The organism is Roseiconus nitratireducens (genome assembly GCF_008629675.1).
Taxonomy (GTDB): Bacteria; Planctomycetota; Planctomycetia; order Pirellulales; family Pirellulaceae; genus Stieleria; species Stieleria nitratireducens.
Window position 1 is genome coordinate 654,958 of record NZ_VWOX01000003.1, and the last position, 15,498, is coordinate 670,455.

General features: G+C 61.2%; 11 protein-coding genes. 6 read left to right on the plus strand and 5 right to left on the minus strand.

Going from position 1 to position 15,498, the window contains the following annotated elements:
• The first annotated feature begins 132 nt into the window (after nt 1-132).
• Entirely contained in the window at nt 133-699 is a 567-nt protein-coding gene (locus FYK55_RS07765) for a hypothetical protein (protein ID WP_150075796.1), read from the plus strand.
• 16 nt (nt 700-715) lie between these two features.
• Here the strand turns inward: FYK55_RS07765 and FYK55_RS07770 are convergent, their stop codons facing one another.
• Together FYK55_RS07770 and FYK55_RS07775 are read right to left on the minus strand one after the other, a co-directional pair.
• Nucleotides 716-1,408, minus strand: coding sequence for an NAD-dependent deacylase (locus FYK55_RS07770; RefSeq protein WP_150075797.1), 693 nt, complete (start codon nt 1,406-1,408; stop codon nt 716-718).
• A gap of 102 nt (nt 1,409-1,510) precedes the next feature.
• Nucleotides 1,511-2,743, minus strand: coding sequence for a XylR family transcriptional regulator (locus tag FYK55_RS07775; protein ID WP_235908500.1), 1,233 nt, complete (start codon nt 2,741-2,743; stop codon nt 1,511-1,513).
• Nucleotides 2,744-3,252: 509 nt separating this feature from the next.
• On the opposite strand from FYK55_RS07775, the gene FYK55_RS07780 reads away from it, so the two are divergent.
• The 3 genes from FYK55_RS07780 to FYK55_RS07790 are packed head-to-tail and all read left to right on the plus strand — an operon-like array spanning nt 3,253 to nt 8,856.
• Nucleotides 3,253-4,101: a TetR/AcrR family transcriptional regulator gene (locus FYK55_RS07780; RefSeq protein WP_150075799.1), complete on the plus strand. Its 849-nt coding sequence runs from the start codon at nt 3,253-3,255 to the stop codon at nt 4,099-4,101.
• Entirely contained in the window at nt 4,094-5,626 is a 1,533-nt protein-coding gene (locus FYK55_RS07785; protein ID WP_150075800.1) for an efflux RND transporter periplasmic adaptor subunit, read from the plus strand. The genes FYK55_RS07780 and FYK55_RS07785 overlap by 8 nt, the downstream gene beginning before the upstream one ends.
• Nucleotides 5,623-8,856 (plus strand): efflux RND transporter permease subunit, encoded by a 3,234-nt coding sequence (locus FYK55_RS07790; protein ID WP_235908502.1) that lies wholly within the window; start codon nt 5,623-5,625, stop codon nt 8,854-8,856. The genes FYK55_RS07785 and FYK55_RS07790 overlap by 4 nt, the downstream gene beginning before the upstream one ends.
• Before the next feature lie 54 nt (nt 8,857-8,910).
• On the opposite strand, the gene FYK55_RS07795 is transcribed toward FYK55_RS07790, so the two are convergent.
• Nucleotides 8,911-10,047: an anti-sigma factor family protein gene (locus tag FYK55_RS07795; RefSeq protein WP_150075801.1), complete on the minus strand. Its 1,137-nt coding sequence runs from the start codon at nt 10,045-10,047 to the stop codon at nt 8,911-8,913.
• Nucleotides 10,048-10,254: 207 nt separating this feature from the next.
• Nucleotides 10,255-10,920 carry an RNA polymerase sigma factor gene (locus FYK55_RS07800; protein WP_150075802.1) on the minus strand — a complete coding sequence of 222 codons (666 nt, stop codon included), beginning with the start codon at nt 10,918-10,920 and terminating at the stop codon, nt 10,255-10,257.
• A 271-nt stretch (nt 10,921-11,191) separates the two neighbouring features.
• On the opposite strand from FYK55_RS07800, the gene FYK55_RS07805 reads away from it, so the two are divergent.
• Nucleotides 11,192-12,868: a permease gene (locus FYK55_RS07805; RefSeq protein WP_150075803.1), complete on the plus strand. Its 1,677-nt coding sequence runs from the start codon at nt 11,192-11,194 to the stop codon at nt 12,866-12,868.
• A gap of 5 nt (nt 12,869-12,873) precedes the next feature.
• On the plus strand, nt 12,874-13,266 hold the full coding sequence (locus FYK55_RS07810) for a hypothetical protein (RefSeq protein WP_235908503.1): 393 nt from the start codon (nt 12,874-12,876) through the stop codon (nt 13,264-13,266).
• 111 nt (nt 13,267-13,377) lie between these two features.
• Here FYK55_RS07810 and FYK55_RS07815 read toward each other — a convergent pair whose 3' ends face one another.
• Entirely contained in the window at nt 13,378-14,955 is a 1,578-nt protein-coding gene (locus FYK55_RS07815; protein ID WP_235908515.1) for an RNA polymerase sigma factor RpoD/SigA, read from the minus strand.
• Nucleotides 14,956-15,498 lie beyond the last annotated feature (543 nt).

A 15,498-nucleotide genomic window follows, 5' to 3' on the forward strand; every position in this document is an offset into this window, starting at 1 on the left:
CCCGGGAACGAGGCGAACGAGGCGAGATGGCGGATCCCCGACAATTGCTCTAGGTCGCAATCCTCGATCTCGCTATGGTCCGCGGATCAACCGACGGATTCTTTCACCCAACACACAGCAGGGTAGGGGCAGATGAGACCATTCAAACAGTTACTGGCTTTGATCTTCATCACGGCAACGTTTTCTCCGGCGGTCTTCGCCGACAAGACCACGATCATCGGCGGCGAAATCACCTTCGCACACGTGGCGATCGATCCGACCGCGCCACCGGACGGCTTCTGCGACGATCCTCCGGGGGCCCTCTACTCCGTCGAGAGCGACGCCTTATTTGGCAGCCTGGAAACCCGTCAGGAAACTCTCGCCTTCAGCGGTGCGGGACAGGCAACCGGATGCGCGTACCTGGTTCCGCTGGACGACGGAACGGCGGCGCGATTCACCGGTTCATTCGTTTGGCACACCGAAGACGGCGATTTGAATGGCACCTTCGAATTGATCGACGGCGTGATTGATGGCGTGACCGGTGTGTTTTCCGCCGTGGTGTTCATCGAGTTCACCGGCGGAACCGAAAGGTTTCAAAAAGCCCGCGGCAGTGCCGTCGCGATCGGTTACGACTTCCCCTTCGGAGGTCTCGGCGGCAACGTCGACGTGGGAGGACTGGCCGCGCAGATCATCGCGGGCGAAATGAAGCTGAAAGAGTGAACGCGAACGACGCAGATCACTTCAGCGATTCCAAAAACTTCGGAACCTCGGTCGATGCCTTTCCGCGAATGGTTTCGTCAAATCGATCGCTTTGCGGCGTATCGCCAAGATTGATTTCGACGCGACGACAGTCCGGGCCGGTACTCTGAACGATACCGGCCGCCGGATAGACCACGGCCGAAGTCCCGATCGCCAGAAACAGATCGGCCCGCCGCGCGAAAGAGTCAATCTCCTCCAGCCCGAACGGCATCTCTCCGAACCAAACCACATGCGGACGGAGCGTCCCGATCAGCTCCGGACGGTGGGGATGCGGCGTTTGACAATCCAAGTCCTCTCGCCAATCGAAGAGGTCGCCGGTCTGCTCGCAGCGGGCCTTGAGCAGTTCACCGTGCATCGCGATCACCTTGCGACTACCGGCGCGCTGGTGCAGGTCATCGATGTTCTGCGTGACCAGCAAGAAGTCGTCATCATGCTGACGTTCGAATTCGGCAAGCGCCACGTGGGCCGGATTGGGTGCAATCGCGGCGTCCAGCAAGGCTCGACGCCGAGCGTTATAGAACTCCTGCACCAACCGCGGATTGCGTCGAAAACCGTCGGGCGTTGCGACGTCTTCGATGGGGTGTCCCTCCCACAAGCCATCGTCGCCGCGAAACGTTGGGATCCCCGATTCGGCCGAGATGCCCGCTCCGGTCAGGACAAGTACTTTCATGTTTTTGGTTCAATAACATTCTTTCGAGTGATCGACCGCGATCCTTCAGCACAAGACGGACAACGCAAACGATCCGGGGCAACCGAAACCAACCGGCGTGGGTTATCCAAACGGCTTGCGTGCTTTGGCGCGGCTGGCGTCTCGATAGCGACCGGGAGTCTGATGAACCTCGCGTTTGAACACCACGCTGAAGTACTCCGAGTGTTTGAAGCCGGTCAGTCGAGCAATTTTGACCAAACTCAACTCGGTGTCGCGTAACAGTTGGCAGGCACGTTTGATTTGCACTCGCCGGATCTCCGCTTGGGGCGATCGTCCCAGGTACTGGCGGAAACGGCGCTCAAGTGAACTTCGAGCGATCGGCACTTCCGCGAGAATGTCCGAAACCGTCAAACCTTCACAGGCGCGAAAGCGGATCATTTGGATCGCTGCGGCGACATCTTCGTCGTCAATGGCCATCACGTCCGTGCTCAGACGTTCGGCGATGCCCAACGGGGCAATCTGGAAGTGTAGCGGCTCCGGGGTGTGACCGTGCATCAGTTGATCAAGCATCACCGCCGCCTGGTAGCCGATCCGCTCGGCCGCCGGGATGATGCTGGATAGGGGCGGATCGCAAAAGTCGCACAGCACGTGATCGTTATCCACCCCCAACACCGCGACTTCATCGGGAACTGAGACCTTGGCGGTTTGGCAAGCCTCCAGGACGTGCTGGCCACGAAAGTCGTTACAAGCGAAAATGCCGACCGGCCGCGGCAGGTTCCGAACCCATTGGACGATCTGGTCCTGTTGATGCTGCCAACCCGATTGACTGGCGGACGCCCATTCGGACTGATGCACATGCACGCTGGATGCATCCTCGATCCCGCGCTCGGCCAGTCCGTTGCGGAACCCCGCCAGCCGCAGGGAGGACCAGTAGTGGTCGCTGAAACCGGCGAAGGCGAAATGTTCCAGTCCCTTGTCGGCCAGATGCGTTGCCGCCAGCCGACCGATCTTGTCGTGATCGTTGATGACTGAGGGCAAGGACTGATCGGCGTGGATGTCGCTCAGGTTGACCGTCGGTATCTCCGTTTCGCGAATGATCCGAAGCATCTCCGGAGTCGTGTTCCGGGTGATGATCCCGTCGCCATCCCAAGATTGGAACCAGGCCGGTGGCCCGGCCATCAGCTCACGCAGATCCAATTGGACCGACCAGGGCTGCTTTTCGATGCGGTAGCGGCTGATACCCTCCAGCACGCTGCGGCCGAACGCCATCGTGGTTTCGACCAGCAGCAACACCTTGGGCCGCGCGGCCAGTCCGGCGTTGGAAGAGCGTTGGCTCGAGGGCATCGTTGCGTCCATTCGGCAAATCGGGTGTGGGGAGTCGTTGCGCGGTCGGGACAAGAAAAGAAAACGGTCGCCCGGGCAGAACCAACGAGCCCGGAATATATCTCAATCTCGACCGACTTTCAAATAGCAACCGGCCAAGAAACATGATACCGGACGGTAAATCCCCGCGAATTCACGCACCACCCACACCAAGCCTGCGAGAACATATCTTCGATGCCTCCGAACAATGATTCCACCAGGCCGAACGGTCGCCGCTGGCGGGCGATCGAACCAAGACTATTCCTGACGCAGCGTCAGAATTGACTTGACGTCAGATTTGACAGGGCGTCAAAATTGACACGGCGTCAAAGGCCAGCCGAGTCAACGTCCGCCCCGGCCCCGGTCTCATTCGCCGCAGCGACCGGTGTCAGACGCGATGCACGAAGGTCCGCTGTGACCGATCGGGAAGGGCGCCACGCCGGCCCCCCCTGCTTTCCTTCACACGCCTGACGAGTCCCTCACGGGGCCAAGACGCCAATCACATGCGGCATCGAAACGGAAACGCCAAATCTCCGACACGCAGCCCCGGCACGACACGCCCCGCGTCCGTCTCGGTTCCGCTGACGCCCAAGCAAGCCGAGATCCGCTCGCGCGAGATCCGGATCCTCCAACAGGCCCGCCCGATGGTCGTCCGCGGCGGCTTGTCCGGGTTGAGCATGGAGGCGATCGCCAAGAAGATGTCTTACGCCAAAGGCACCATCTACAATCACTTTTCTTGCAAGGAGGAGATCTTGCTGGCCTTGGCGATTCAGGCCAACGAAATCCGACTGCGTCTGTTCGAATCCGCGATCGAAGGCCAACAACGGTCGCGCGACAAGATCGCGGCGATCGGTGTCGCGTGCGAAGATTTCTGCCACCGTTTTGACGATCTGTTCGGGATCGACGCGATGGTGCGGCACGTCACGGTCTGGGAAAAGGCCTCCGAACAACGCCGGGAAACGCTCGCGGATTGTGAACAGCGGTGCATGGGACTGGTGGCAAGAATCGGACACGAGGCGGTCGCCACCGGCGATTTGACGCTCCCGCCCAACCGCGCGGTCGAAGACGTGGTGTTCGGACTTTGGTCGTTGACCTATGGAGGATCGATCATCGAGCAGACGAGTCCCGGCTTGGACCAGATCGGAATCCAAGACGCGTTCGCTGCGATCCGCCGCAATTGCCACGCGCTGATGGATGGCTATCACTGGCACCCTCTTTACGATGACCAGCAAGATCGGCGTCTGGTCCGACGGGTGCGGTCGGCATTGAAACGACGCGTGCCTCGTTCGCTCGCCGAAGACGATTTATTCTCGGAGTCTCACCTTCAAGGCCGGGAGCTCAAGCATGGGTGAGATCGAACCGCAACTTCGAACCGATCGCGGCGAAACGCCGGGGAGTTCGATGGCCCGGCACCGACACCATGGACGTGCCGCCGCACCGCCGGCACGCGGCCGCCGCGTTGCGGTTGTCGCGACGGCGTTGCTGCTGGTGGCCGCAGGCGGACTGCTGTATCTGAATCGGAGCCGGCTTGCCGGAGGACAGACCGACCTGGCGGCATCCGCATCGGGCACCGAAGCAAATGGCGAGAGCGGTGAAACCGCAAGCCGGTCGGGGATCGCCGGCACTGCTTCACCGCTGCCCGTGGCGGTCGTCCGCGCCGGCGCCGTGGCCGCTCCCGACCAGTCTCGATCCTACGCCGGCGTTCTGATCCCGCATCGCGAAAGCAAACTGAGCTTTGAACAGGACGGGCGGGTCGTCCGCCTTGCCAAACAGGAAGGCGACTCGGTTCAGCCCGGCGAACTTTTGGCGGAACTGGACCAGCAAAACCTGGACGCCGAACACGATCGTGTCCGCAGCGAATTGGCCGCAGCCGAAGCCGTGCTTGCTGAATTGGTCGCCGGTCCCAGGCAGCAGGCGATCCAGGCAGCCCGGGCACGCGTGGATCAGTTGGCTGCCGAGGTGGAACTGGCCAAGGTCGACGCAAAGCGTCAGAACGAACTGATCCCGTCCGGGGCGACCAGCCGGGCGGCGTTCGATTCGGCGTTGTTCGGGCTGCGCGCGGCCGAACAGCGTCTGCAGGCCGCCGAATCGGCTCTGAACGAACTGCTGGAAGGTACCCGCCAGGAACAATTGGCTGCCCAGCGGGCCCAACGGGATGGGATTCTGGCCGGGTTGCGTGAGATCGAAGCCAGGCGACGCGACTCGCGCATCGAAGCCCCGTTCGCCGGAACCATCCAGGACCGGATGATCGACGAGGGAGTGGTGGTGACCCCATCGACGCCCGTGTTTCATTTGATCAGCCACCGCATCGAAGGGCGTTTTGCGGTACCGCCGGAGGTCGCCAATCGGTTCCGCCCCGGCGACCGTGTGACAGTCGACGTTCGAGGCCGAGAGCGATTTGGGTGGATCGATCGGCTGGCCCCATCGGTCGATCGGGACACCCGAACGCGTAACGTTTTCGTCCGCTTCTCTGAGGAACCGGATGGAGCGGTCGGCCCCCTGGAATCATCGTTCGCGTCCGACGGCTGGGTCGCCGGGGAAATCGCGAAACTGCACACTCCGCCGCAAAACGTTGCCGGTGAGGCCGGGACGTTTTGGTTGCCTAGTTCGGCGTTGCTGCGCGGGGGCCGCGGACTTTGGAACGCCCTGGTGATTGTCGACGCCGATGGCCAGACCCTTTGCGAACGACGATCGCTGGAGATGCTGAAGACCGAAGGCGACTTCGCTTTGGTTCAAGGCATGTTGGATTCCGATGAGTGGGTGATCGCCGACGGAGGCCACCGGGTAACCGCGGGGATGGCGGTGCTGCCAGTGGAACAGAACGGCGCCGTGCTTTCCGACGCCGCCGGATCGGAACGGAAGGAAACGACACGATGATGCGGCAGTCCGCTCAGGAACAATCGTCAACCGGCCGATCCCAATCGACCGACTTCACCACGTTGTTCTATCGCAACCCGCGGTTGCTGTTGCTGGTGGTGGGGATCGTGGTCGTGGGAGGCTTGACGTCATTTGCTGTGCTGCCTCGGATGGAAGATCCGGTCATCGCCAAGCGAACCGGATTGGTCTCCACACGCTTGCCCGGTGCCGATGCGGAACGGGTCGAAATCCTGGTCACCGAACCGCTGGAAGAGCACCTCCAGGAAATGGAGGAACTCAAGAAACTGACCAGTGAAAGCCGCCCGGGAATCAGCACGGTGATCGTCGAACTGCGCGACGACGTGATGGAGACGGATGAAGCCTGGAGCGAAGTCCGGGGCAAGATCAACGACGCGATCGCGGAGTTGCCCGTGGATGCTTCCCGGCCGGCATTCGAAGAAATTGATGCCCGAGCCTACGCGATGATTGTTGCCATCTGCTGGCAGCGTCCCACTCCGCCCAACTGGACGGTGCTGCGGCGATTGGCAAAACAGTTGGAAGACCAAATGCGTGGGATCGATGGCACCGAGGTCATCGATCGGTTCGCCGATCCGGGGGAACAAATCACGGTGGAACTGGATCCGGAACGTGCCGCGGCATTGTCATTGAGCGCGTCGGACGTTGCTCAGGCGATGCGGGGATCGGATGCAAAGAATGCCGCCGGGTTGCTGCATTCGGGTCAAAATGACGTGGTCATCGAATTGGCCAACCAGTTTCAGGAACCCGGCCGAATCGGAGAGACGCTGATCCGTGCGGGCCGCGGGGGAGAAATGATCCGGCTGGACGACGTGGCCACGATCGATCGCGGCGTCCCCGCCCCCTTGCCGCGTCTGGGGACCATCGACGGCAGTCCTGCGGTCAGCCTGGGAATCCTGGTCCGTGCCGACAAGCGTGTGGATCTTTGGCGGCCCGACGCGCAAGCGGTTTTGGAGTCCTTTCGCGAGGTGTTGCCCGCCGGAGTCGGCTTGGACGTTCCTTTGGACCAGAGCCACTATGTGGTCGCGCGGTTGTCCTCGCTGGCCTTGAATCTGGTCATCGGCGCCATCTGCGTGATCCTGGTCGTCCTGCTGCTGATGGGGTGGCGCAGCGCCATCGTCGTTGCGATGTCCTTGCCGCTGTCCATCCTGGGTGTGCTGTTCGGATTGCGCATCCTGGGAGTCCCGATCCACCAGATGTCCGTCAGCGGAATGATCGTGGCGCTGGGATTGTTGATCGACAATGCCATCGTCGCCGTGGACGAAGTCGCCGGAGCGCTGCGTCAGGGACGTTCACCGTTGCAAGCGGTTCGCGACATGGTCCGACACCTGGCAATCCCGTTGCTGGGATCGACGGTCACCACGGCCTTGGCATTCGCACCGATCGCCATGATGCCTGGCAACGCGGGAGAATTTGTCGGCGCCATTGCGATCAGCGTGATCCTGGCGATCACTTCGTCGCTGTTCTTTTCCTTGACGATCATTCCGGTGGTCGCGGCCTGGTTCTTGAAGCCCGATTCCGAAAAGCGGGTCACTGAACTTTCCGACGGCCCGTTCGAGCTGGAAGACTCCCGCGCCGGCTGGCTCGAAAACGGAATTGGCAGCCGTCGCATGGCGTCGACCTTCCGATCAGTGCTCACCTGGTTGCTGGAGAAGCCGTATCGCGGCGTGTTCATCGGATTGACTCTGCCGGTGTTCGGTTTTGCAATCGCCAACCGTCTGCCGGAACAATTCTTTCCGCCCGCCCAACGGGACCAGTTCCACATTCAATTGGAACTGCCGATCGATTCGTCGATCAAAGCCACACGTCAGGCGGCCCGGCGACTGACCGACCTGGTCCGCGATGTCGGCGCGGTGAAAGTCAGCTGGTACTTCGGCGAGAGCGCGCCGATGTTTTACTACAACGTGTTGGACAATCGGCGCGGCGTGCCAAACTTTGCCAACGCGATCGTGCAAATGCCGACCTCGGAGGGGATCGGCGAAATCCTCCGTAACCTGCAACGTCGTGCTGACAGGGTGGTTCCCGGGGCGCGCGTGCTGTGCCGTCAATTGGAACAAGGCCCCCCCTACGAAGCGCCGATTGAACTGCGGTTGTTCGGCCCGGACCTGAATCGTCTGGTCGAACTGGGTGAGCAATTGCGTCTGGCCCTGGCCGCGGCGCCCAACGTGATCCACACACGCTCCTTGTTGGCCGAAACGCTGCCGACCATTCGCTACGACGTGCGGGATGCCGATGCACGGCTGGCCGGACTGGAACCGGCGGATGTCTCCGAACAACTGTACGCAATGCTGGAGGGCGTCTCCGCCGGATCCGTGCTGGAGGACACCGAATTGGTACCGGTGCTGGTCCGGATCGGCGACCAGCGGCGTTCACGATTGGGAGAACTCCAGTCGCTGCAATTGCACAGCGGTTCGCGAAAGATTCCGCTGCAAAGCGTCGCCGATGTCAGCCTGCATCCGGAGATCGCGGTGATTCCACGCATGAATCGTCGTCGCATGAACTTGATCTCCGGATTTGTCACTGCCGGATCGTTGCCGTCATTGTCACTGAAAGCTTTCGAAGAGCGTCTAGCGGCAACCGGCTTTGACCTGCCACCGGGATATCACCTGGAGTATGGCGGCGAGGACTCGCAACGCAACGATGCCGTCGGAAATCTGCTGGCCAATGCGGGCGTGCTGGCGGTTTTGATGGTCGCGGTTCTGGTTCTCTCCTTTCGATCGTTCCGTCTGGCGGGCGTGATCTTCGTCGTGGCGGTTTGCAGCGGCGGCCTGGGCATGATCGCCCTGTGGCTGGGCGGCTATCCGTTCGGCTTCATGGCGATCATCGGAATCATGGGATTGATCGGCGTGGCGATCAACGATTCGATCGTCGTGCTCGCTTCGCTGCAGCAAGCATCCTCGCAGGGCAGCACGACGGTCGGTGATCTGGTGCAGACCGTCATGGACTGCACGCGGCACGTTTTGGCCACGACGCTGACAACCGTCGCGGGCTTCACCCCGCTGATCCTGGACGGCGGTGAGTTCTGGCCGCCGCTGGCCGTTGCGATTGCCGGCGGGGTCACCGGGGCAACGCTGCTGGCATTGTCGTTCGTTCCGGCCGCGTACCGCTGGCTGGTGCTTCCGCGCGAAACCGCGGCGGCGGAAGGATCGAGCACCGCTTCGCTGCGCGAACCCGAAAGACGAAACACCGGCGTCCACTTGGCGACGGACACCTGAAGCCAAGTCGTGACGTCCGCAGGTCAAGAGCGTTGACGATACGCCGTCGCCGCACTAACGCTGCGAAGAGAACATGAAGGGCGGCAACCAACTGGGCGCCAAGCTGGCATCGTCAATGTTGACGCCAGCCTCTCGCACGCCGGCATGATTGATCAGCGGATGATCCGGCATCGAGTCGAAGGCTTCGGCGCGAATGAAACGGACGGCGCCGTCTTCGTACAACACGTTGATCCCCAAGTCCCCGTGCGCGTAACGCGTCGAACCGAAACCATCGCGCGTCGACCAGCCGGAGAGCGGCGCATCGGACATGACGGCAAACGACGCGCGGCCTTCATAGCGGGGCGACGAAAACCCGGTCTCCCCAACCACACCCAGCGAGTACGCGTAGTGGCCGCCGGCCCATTGTTGAACCACGCGCAGCTCGTTGGGGGACAGAGTCTGCAATTGATCCACACGCGGAACGTCGTACAGGGTGATCGAATACTCCGAATCGGGATCCTCCACAACGACATCGGTGGTTGAGTGCCCGCCCGGAGGCAGATCCGGAATGTCCGCGGCGGGACACCAGCGTTGTCCGGCATCGGGCAAGATTCCCGCATCGGAAAGATGCAACGCATAGATGCCCGCGAATGCTTTGGGGCCGCTGGCCGCCACCCCGGGGAAATGCCCGTCCTGATCCCTGACGACGTATTGCATCAAAGCGGTTCCGAATTCCCGCAGTTGATCCTGACAGGCAATCTTGCGTGCTTCGAATCTGCCCGAAGCAACCATCGGCAACAGCAGAGAAAGCAGCACGGCGACCGACAGCAAACTGGTGACCGAATCCATCCAGCCCCACTGTTTGGAGGCGGTATCGGCAAAGGCCGATCCGGTCGCGCCTTCCAAGACCGGGGAAAGCGACTTGCCGCCCGAATACTCCGTGTTGCTTAGCTGCTCCGTGCCGCCTGGCTGCTCCGGAGACTCCGACGCTTGCGGCGGGACGCCATCGGGAATCAACGCCCTCGTGCGCTCAATCAGGTCCTGGCTGGGGGCCTCGACCGGCTCGAAACTTCCTTCAAACGGTGCCAAGCTGCGTTCAATTTCCGCCAACTGAGCTTGACCTTCCGGGTTTTCCCGAAGCCAATCAGCGACTCGCTGCATTTCGTCCGGCTCGAGGGCGCCGAGAAGATATCCGAGCAAATCTTCGTGCATCGATCAAAAATGCGGCGGAGAGGAAAAACGGGAATGAGCCGAACACGTCACTCCCGAGCCTTACGAATCGATTCTCCAGGCGGTTCGGTCGGATACGGTTGAGCTGCCATCCGGATCCAACTCGTGAAAACGATGATCGCGCGGCACCGTGGCAATCGGCGCAGCTGCCCGTCCGCATCCGCCCAGCAGTCCACCGAAGCCTGTCAATCAAACTTCGGGTGCGTTGTGGGACTCCTCCCACATCATACCCAAACGCTGCACGGCTGCGTGCAAACGACTTTTCACCGTCCCAACCGGAATGCCCAGCACGTCGGCAGCTTCGCGGTATTTCAGCCCCTGGTAGTAGACCAGCTGGATCACTTGCTGCATCGGTTCGCCCAGGGTCCGGATGCTGCGTTGCATCCAGGCACCATTCTCTTGCTTCGACGCCGCCGCCAGCGGATCGATGCCGCCGCCGACCAGTTTCTCGGCCCAGCTGGAATTTCTCTGGTCCGAATCGCCCGGGGTCAGATCCAGACTGACCATGCGGTGCCGCTTATTGCGACGCTGCACGTCGATCGCCTGGTTGGTGGCGATTGCGTACAGCCAAGGGCGGAATCGCCTTGTGGTGTCAAATTGGTGACACTTTAGATGCAATTGCAAGAACGTGCCTTGGAAAGCGTCCTCAGCCATCTCGGTGCTACCGATGTAGCGTCGCAAATAACTGTAGATTTCGCGCTGGTACCGTTCCATCAGGTGATCAAACAGCACGCGATCGCCGGATTCACGATATTGCGCCAACAGCGCCTCATCGCTTGTGCCTTCTAGCCGGCGGTCTCGCGTTTGGGAAAGGTCGCGAGCGTCGTTTCGGTCAGTCGCAGTAGAACTGGGCATCACGGATCGATGGGAGAAGATGGCAGAAACGGAGCATGGGAACTCTGGTTACCGCAAAACGCGTCATGCGATTCAACAAACCGCCCTTGCGGGAAGATTTTTTTTCCCGCAGTCAATAGTATCTCGTCGATCCCGGAAATCGTCAAAGCGTTTTTGCGGGTTTCCCGCCGGCGGATCCCGGCGGTCGGCTGGTTGGCCAACAAAATGCCCGATAAAACGCTGTGCGAACCAGTCCCACGCCAGGCGGTGAAATTATTCACGAGGAATCCCCTTGAGCGTTTCGAACGAATCGAACACCCCCTACCAAGGGTACAAGTGGTGCGCTCGCGGTGACGTCAACGCGTTCTTCGGTCTGATGCTGGACAATCTGACCGGATTGTTTTTCCTGGTGATTCTGCTGTCGGGCTTCGGGTTTCCCACGGACTTTGCGATCGCCGCGCTTGTCCCGGGAACGGCATTGGGCGTGTTGGTGGGCGACCTGGCGTTTGTCTGGATCGCGTTCCGGTTGTCGAAGCGCAAGCGGTCGAGCGACGTCACCGCCATGCCGTTGGGGTTGGACACGCCCAGCGTGTTCGGAATCACCCTGTTCATCCTGGGACCGTCGTTTCGCGAAGGGGTGGACGCGCTGGGGCTTTCGCCGACGGACGCAGCGTATCGGACCTGGCACATCGGAATCTGGTGCATCGTTCTGAGCGGCATCTTGAAACTGGCATTGGCTCCGGCCACCAACTGGGTTCGAACCGTCGTCCCGCGGGCCGGTTTGTTGGGATCCCTGGCGGCGATCGCGCTGGTCCTGATCAGTTTCATCCCGCTTTCCGAAATCCTGGGGCATCCGCTGCCGGGGCTGGTTGCGTTGGCAATCGTGTTGACGACGTTGATCGCCCGCGTGGAATTCCCCGGCCGTCTCCCGGGGACGCTGGGGGCCCTGCTCGTGGCCGGGCTGCTGTATTACCTGATGTGCGGGCTAGGAATCGACGGCTACAAATTTCCCACGCTAAGCCCCGTGGAATGGTTCCCCACCCGGTGGCTGGAAAGTTGGCAATTGGCGTGGATCTCCGACGGGTCCGACGCGCTGCACTACCTGCCGATCGCGCTTCCGTTTGCCATCGCCACGGTCGTCGGCGGCATCGACTGCACCGAAAGCGCCGCGGCAGCCGGCGACACGTACGACACTCGAACCGTGATCGCCGTCGAAGCGGTCGCCACGCTTGTTGCGGGGCTCTCCGGGGGCGTCATCCAGACGACACCTTACATCGGGCACCCGGCCTACAAAGCCATGGGTGGCCGCGCCGCGTACACGTTGGGGACGGCATTGCTGATCGGGTCAGCAGGCTTGATCGGCTACTTCACGGTACTGAACGATCTCATCCCCAAGCCGGCGGTGATGCCGATTCTGGTTTTCATCGGCCTGGAGATCACGGCCCAAAGTTTCGCGGCGACGCCCAAGCGTCACTACGCGGCGGTCGCCTTTGCCTGCTTGCCCGCGCTGGCGGTCCTGGCGCTGAATCTGTCGGATCAGATCCTGGGCGACCCGGCACTCGCCAAAGCCGGATTATCGCTGGCGGACCTAAAAGCCAATTTGCAAGAGAACTACGCCACGATCACGATGCTCAGCAGCGGATTCATTTTGACCAGCCTGCTGTGGGCCTGGGGATTGGCGGCCTCGATCGATCATCGCTTGAAAACGGCGGGCGTCGTGTTTTTGGTCTGCGCCGGTTTGACCTTGTTCGGATTGATTCATTCACCGCTCGCCGGCAGCCAACTGTTTGTCCCCGCCGGACCGGCCGGTTGGGGAGACATCGTGCTGGCGGCGGAGAAACGTTCCAAGGTTTTTGAGTTTGCCGGCGGATACGCCCTGATCGGAGTCTTGTTGTTGCTGTGGACACGTCTGATCCCATCACGACCCGCAGGGGACGCCGTGACCGATCGCAGCGACGGGTTAGACTGAGCCGGATGGTTGGCAACAAAGACGCTTCGAGAAACAGCTCCACGCGGAATTCGTCCGGCAAGCCGCCGGAAGATCTCCGACGTTGGCTGACATTGGTGGTGGCGATCGTCTTTCTGGCGATCTCCCTGGGCGCCTGGTGGTTCGGATCGGACGCGTCGGGAAGCTCGAATTTTCTTTCCGCCGCCTCCGGACGCATCGGGATCGTGTTGGCCGCCCTGTGGTTGGCCTGGCCCTCATTGAAACGGCCAGCCAAATGGCTGCCGGCCAGCGCGCCGGTGATTGGCATCATCGCGCTGATCGTCGTCGCCGCGCAGCCGAAATTGATTCTGCCGGCGATCCCCATCGTGGCCGGTCTGGTCACGCTCTCGGCCTTGGTGCGAGCCTTTCGGCGGGCGTGAGTTCGGCGGAGATTCCGGTCGGCGCGAATCCGGCCGGCGAGAGATCTGTGGCCGCCGACGACCGCAACGTCCGAATCCGTTGGACGAACGGTCATTGCCGCGGCGTGGCGATCACAGCGTTTCGGAACCTTCCAGCAGCGTGATATCGACCCCGTCCAAGAAGCTCGCCAGGGAACGTGCCCGGTAGGGTTGCTGAAGTTTGCGGACCGCTTTGCTTTCGATCTGGCGAACGCGTTCGCGGGTCACTTGGAAAATTCGCCCGACCTCTTCCAAGGTGTAGGTGTAACCGTCGGCAAGTCCGTAACGCAGGCGAAGGATCTCGCGTTCGCGATAGTTCAGCGTTTCCATCGCCAAGTCGATTTGCGTCTTCAGGGCCTGCCGGTTGGTCTCCAACAGCGGGTCATCGTCGCGGTGATCTTGAAGGAATTCTCCGAACACGCTGTCTTCGTGATCACCGACCGGTTGATCCAACGACAAGGGCTGACGGCTCATTTTAAGAATCACGCGGGTGTCTTCCAGCGACAGACCGCTTCGCGAACAGACCTCTTCGGCGGTCGGTTCGCGTCCGTTCTCCTGAACCAGGTCGCGGGTGATCTGCCGAATCTTGTTCATCGTATCGATCATGTGCACCGGAACCCGAATCGTTCGGCTTTGATCGGCGATCGCTCGGGTGATCGCCTGGCGGATCCACCAGGTGGCGTAGGTGCTGAATTTGTAGCCGCGGGCATGTTCGAATTTGTCGACCGCCCGCATCAGGCCGGTGTTGCCTTCCTGAATCAGGTCCAGAAACGACAGCCCACGGTTGCGATACTTTTTGGCGATCGACACGACCAGCCGCAGGTTGCCGGCCGACAGGACGCGTTTCGCCGCCTCATAGTCTTCGCGAAGCGTCTCACAAGAGTGGACGCGTCGAGCCAACGTTTTTGGCGCCTCGTAGGTCAGCCGCATCAGGTAGCTCAACTCGCTGCGGAGTTCCTGCCGTGTCGGGGCTCCGGGCAGGCTGGATTTGGGTTGGTTGCGGAGCAGGCCACGGATCTCCGTCATCCGACGGGAGGTCTTGGCCAACTTGTCGAATAGCGGTTGCAGCTTCCCGGTTCGAAGATTCATTTCCTCGACCAGCCGGACGGCCTTGTTGCGGCGGACCACCAGGTTTTTCCAGGCGGCTCTTCGCTGCCGCATCGGCAATCGCTTGTTGATCGCGACAAAGTAATCGTTGCGGTTTTGTTCCAGCAGATGCTCCAAGGTCCGGACGTTGGGCACGATCCGCTGCATGATCGCCTTTTTCTCGACGGCATTGGTCACGCTGACTTCGATGGTGCGGTCCAGCCGCAATTTCTTGTCGCGGACCTGCTGCAGCAGTTTCAGTGCTCCCTGCAACATGAAATCGGTGGCCAGCATGCAGTGCCGGAACCGTTCGCGAGTTTTTTCGATCTGCTTGGCCGCGGAAATCTCCTGATCGCGGGTCAGCAAGGGGATTTGGCCCATCTGCATCAGGTACATCCGCACCGGATCTTCGGTCGGATCGGCTTCGGATTCCAAGTCATCGTTGACCGGACGGCTGTCGGCGGGGGAATCTTCCAGGTGGTCGTCGGCGAATTCTTCGCCCATCACTCGCGACCGGCGGTCGACGGATTCCTCGGCTCCGAAAGCGTCATCTTGCAGGCTGCGTCCGCTGATCCTGTTTCCCATCAACATCTCCTCCGATCCCGGCTTGGCATAGTCGTCTTGGTCCGGGAGTAGGAAAGCAGCGCGGATGCCGCCCCCCGCTGAAGGCAGTGCTCGAATCATAGCAAGTTGTTTATCTTGAAGGGTTTGCGAGAAAACTCCGCCGGTCACCGTGGCGTCTCGTGATGCGAAAAGTCAACAAGCCGGTGTTGCCGAGACTCAACGGAAGTGGCGACAAATCTCAGTCGTCGCGAACAACCGACGTCGCAACCACCGCAGGCGGGATCTGGACGAGCTTCGAACGCGTCGGTCGCTTGGGGAAACAGATCCAAATCGAGATTGCACGCAATTATTCCGGGGGGTGCCAACGAAATGCCCCATTCGTGGACAACCCTACGTCATCAACGAAGCACTTAACGCAAAACCCTGGGGAATTTAGACTGGGGGAGGTGTCGGAGAGTTCCCCGGTTTTGCGCGCGTCGGACCTCGGCAATCCTTTCCTCGCGCGAAGACGTCTCGGCCACTTGCGGAAGGCGGATCGATCCTGCTGCAGTCTGTCGAAACCCA

Coding starts and splice junctions, on each gene's coding strand:
- FYK55_RS07765 (WP_150075796.1), top strand. CDS start 133: ATGAGACCATTCAAACAGTTACTGGCTTTGATCTTCATCACGGCAACG.
- FYK55_RS07770 (WP_150075797.1), bottom strand. CDS start 1,408: ATGAAAGTACTTGTCCTGACCGGAGCGGGCATCTCGGCCGAATCGGGG.
- FYK55_RS07775 (WP_235908500.1), bottom strand. CDS start 2,743: ATGGACGCAACGATGCCCTCGAGCCAACGCTCTTCCAACGCCGGACTG.
- FYK55_RS07780 (WP_150075799.1), top strand. CDS start 3,253: ATGCGGCATCGAAACGGAAACGCCAAATCTCCGACACGCAGCCCCGGC.
- FYK55_RS07785 (WP_150075800.1), top strand. CDS start 4,094: ATGGGTGAGATCGAACCGCAACTTCGAACCGATCGCGGCGAAACGCCG.
- FYK55_RS07790 (WP_235908502.1), top strand. CDS start 5,623: ATGATGCGGCAGTCCGCTCAGGAACAATCGTCAACCGGCCGATCCCAA.
- FYK55_RS07795 (WP_150075801.1), bottom strand. CDS start 10,047: ATGCACGAAGATTTGCTCGGATATCTTCTCGGCGCCCTCGAGCCGGAC.
- FYK55_RS07800 (WP_150075802.1), bottom strand. CDS start 10,920: ATGCCCAGTTCTACTGCGACTGACCGAAACGACGCTCGCGACCTTTCC.
- FYK55_RS07810 (WP_235908503.1), top strand. CDS start 12,874: ATGGTTGGCAACAAAGACGCTTCGAGAAACAGCTCCACGCGGAATTCG.
- FYK55_RS07815 (WP_235908515.1), bottom strand. CDS start 14,955: ATGGGAAACAGGATCAGCGGACGCAGCCTGCAAGATGACGCTTTCGGA.